The sequence below is a fragment of the Methanoculleus formosensis genome, from assembly GCF_025384765.1.
GTDB classification, from domain to species: domain Archaea; phylum Halobacteriota; class Methanomicrobia; order Methanomicrobiales; family Methanoculleaceae; genus Methanoculleus; species Methanoculleus formosensis.
Window position 1 is genome coordinate 1 of record NZ_VHLL01000018.1, and the last position, 2713, is coordinate 2713.

Sequence of the window (2713 nt, forward strand, 5' to 3'; positions counted from 1 at the left end):
CCGTTCTCCTGATCGGAAAGATAATCTTCGATTAACGCTAAGGGATCCATGGCCCTGTTTCTCCTTTGTCCAAATCTAGGTTGGATCCAGGGCCAATTCAATTTTACAGAACTTTCGTTACGCTACCCTAGAATTCACGTCCTAGGATAATGATTAGGGCATTGCTGAAGGGTTTGGAGCCCTGATCTCCCTCTATACCGTTGTCTCCCAGCGTGCTCCCTCATAAATTAGTCCGAATGACTTGGCTAATAGGTGACAGAGAAGATCTGAACGGATTCGCAAGAGGTCTTTATAAGGATCTTTTGTCTGAGCAAGGAACTCAGTACTATACTCGACATCGATCATGCGAGAGCCAAACTCTGGATTAGAGTTTATCTCCTGGTATCGGCGCTCAATCATATCAGGGTCCGGCCACCCATTCTGGAAGGGTTTCATAGAGAATACTCCCGTCTCTCCGACAACCCTGACCTCCGCAAGATTGAACCTTGACGCAGTCTTCAGATCGGGGAGCGAGAATGAGGTGTCTGATGGGTGATTGTGAGTCAGTATCTGGTGTTGTGAGTCCAATCTGTCTGTATCTGGTATCTCAACATGCAAGATTCCGTTGTAACGACCGCTATATCTGTGCAACAACTTACCCTGACTGGTGAATATGCCCGCAAATTCCCAGTCATTGATATTTCTGATCTCCCTCTCAAAGCGGATAATATCCGGATGTCTACAGAGTACTTGCGGTGCTGTCATGTTCGGATATCATAGACCTTGCGCTGTACAGCCACTTAGATTCAACTTTTCCCACCTGATATTGGGGCAGGCTTTCCTTCCCCTTTCACCCCCCGCCCAGCACCCGCACAATCACCGCCACCACCCCGCCCACGACCCCGCCGGCCCCGGCGCTGATCGTCGAAACCCTCCTCTCCTCGCCGCCCTTCTCCGCCCGCCAGCCTTCCAACGCCCGGATCCGGGCCTCAAACTCCTCGTCCTGCGCCTCCATTCTCTGCAACATCCGGCAGATCCACTTCACGTCCCGGTTCGTCTCGTAGACGAGCTCCCGGGTGGTCTTCTCCTCCATCCAGGTAAGCCTCCTGATGGACGATAGGTTAGCGAACCTAAAAAGGCTGACCGTAACGGTTATATCAGGGAATCAGAGACGAATCCGCGCCCCCATAACTTACGGAGCGGGAAGTTCATGTTCAACAGGTGCAGAGGTCACTTCGCCGCCCTTCAAAAATTAAATTTGAAATAATGCACAGAGTTTCTTGTTGACACTCTCTCTAGAGTGTGCATCAAGCTCACCAAGTTCCGCGATAACCAGATCCTTCAAAACAGTAGCTATTTTGTCCAATCTGATCACTGAATCCACCTTTAGCCCCGAGTTTTCAAATCCTGGCATACCCTTCCGGACATGGATCTCAGCTTCAGTTGTTTGAGGTCGGGTTTGAGATGAGATGAACGCGAGAATGAGATCATACTTCCCCTGGTAGAGGACGAGGGCAGGACGAAGCTTTGAAGATGTCAGATCGGTAAAGGGAAATGGAATGAGGACAATCTTTCCTTTCACAGGTACACGACCTTCGCATCGTCAAGGGTATAGATATCTGGTTCGGCCTCAAGAAATTCTTGCAGGGAGCGCTCAGATAACTTCATCATTCCAATGGTTTCATGCTGGCGCATCAGCTCGTCAAGCATATTCCTTATTTCTGTCACTCCCTCTTTGATAACCTCAATATCTGATTTCATCGCAATTCCTCCTGATCGGCACCTTCGTTCGTCTAACAGTAATTACTGTTACTCCACATAAAGATCACGCATGACTCCCCGGGACCCATGCAATGGGGTGACCGACCCCACGGACCTCAACCGGGGGCCTTCTGCATAAAACTCAGGAATCAGGTCAAATTCCGGGCCGGGCCCGCTCCGTGCTCCCCGATAAAGTCAGGCTCATATCCTCCCGCGTCCACCTTATGATTGTCTGTCATATTCCCGGGAACCCTGGCAGGCAAGGAGTAACCAACCATGGCAGACTTCGTGCAGAAGACCGTCAACAAGACGGCGGTCCGGGACCTTGCCGTCCCGATCGCCGATGTAGAGTCGTTTGACACCATCATCCAGGCCGTCATCACCGACAACCCCTTCGGGTGCGTCGGATATACGACCAAGGGCGGCGAGACCATCGCGGCGGTCATCCGGAACCGCGAGCACTACACCGCGAAGGTCAACTTCCTCGACGGCGAGGGCAAGCGGGTGGGCAACGTCTCCCTCCAGTCCCCGACGATCGCCGCCTTCGAGGCGAACGCCGCCGAGGTGCTGGATAACGCGGCTCTTGCGACCGCGATGGGCGCATCTGATGCCCTCCGGAACGGCCCCGGCGAGACCTACTACGCGCAGCTCAAGTGCCACGACCCCTCAGGCGACGACTACTACGTCACCCTCACCCGGAAGACTGTCCGGGTCTCGTCCTACCAGGACGACGCGATCAAGGACACGGTCGAGACCTGGGCCGACGACGTCCCCGCGCTGGCGTGAAGGGGACCCCTACCCCCTTCACCTTCAGCCCCGTGCGACCTTAATTGAACCGGGTCGGCACCGTCATACGATCACTCTGCCTCCGGCGTCTCTTCCGACCATTCGATCAGTCGTTTCTTGAGTTCCTCTTTTGAAGGAAGATAAACCTGATACCGGGATAGACATTGGCATCTTTCGGGAGAGTGAG

The 2713-nt window shown here is 53.5% G+C and carries 5 protein-coding genes; 1 reads left to right on the forward strand and 4 read right to left on the reverse strand.

Features of this window, described 5'->3' with window-relative positions; all coding sequences use genetic code 11:
• Positions 1-192: 192 nt before the first annotated feature.
• The 4 genes from FKB36_RS13320 to FKB36_RS13335 all read right to left on the reverse strand — a co-directional run bounded on the left by FKB36_RS13320 (position 193) and on the right by FKB36_RS13335 (position 1740).
• Positions 193-744 (reverse strand): hypothetical protein, encoded by a 552-nt coding sequence (locus FKB36_RS13320; protein ID WP_261598576.1) that lies wholly within the window; start codon positions 742-744, stop codon positions 193-195.
• Positions 745-829: 85 nt separating this feature from the next.
• Positions 830-1072, reverse strand: a complete 243-nt coding sequence (locus FKB36_RS13325; protein WP_261598577.1) for a hypothetical protein — start codon at positions 1070-1072, stop codon at positions 830-832.
• Between the two features lie 159 nt (positions 1073-1231).
• Positions 1232-1561, reverse strand: a complete 330-nt coding sequence (locus tag FKB36_RS13330) for a type II toxin-antitoxin system PemK/MazF family toxin (RefSeq protein ID WP_048104813.1) — start codon at positions 1559-1561, stop codon at positions 1232-1234.
• Positions 1558-1740: a hypothetical protein gene (locus FKB36_RS13335; RefSeq protein WP_014867981.1), complete on the reverse strand. Its 183-nt coding sequence runs from the start codon at positions 1738-1740 to the stop codon at positions 1558-1560. The genes FKB36_RS13330 and FKB36_RS13335 overlap by 4 nt, the downstream gene beginning before the upstream one ends.
• Positions 1741-2016: 276 nt before the next feature.
• Between FKB36_RS13335 and FKB36_RS13340 the strand changes: the two genes are divergently transcribed.
• Positions 2017-2526, forward strand: coding sequence for a hypothetical protein (locus FKB36_RS13340; RefSeq protein WP_261598578.1), 510 nt, complete (start codon positions 2017-2019; stop codon positions 2524-2526).
• The last annotated feature ends 187 nt before the right edge of the window (positions 2527-2713 follow it).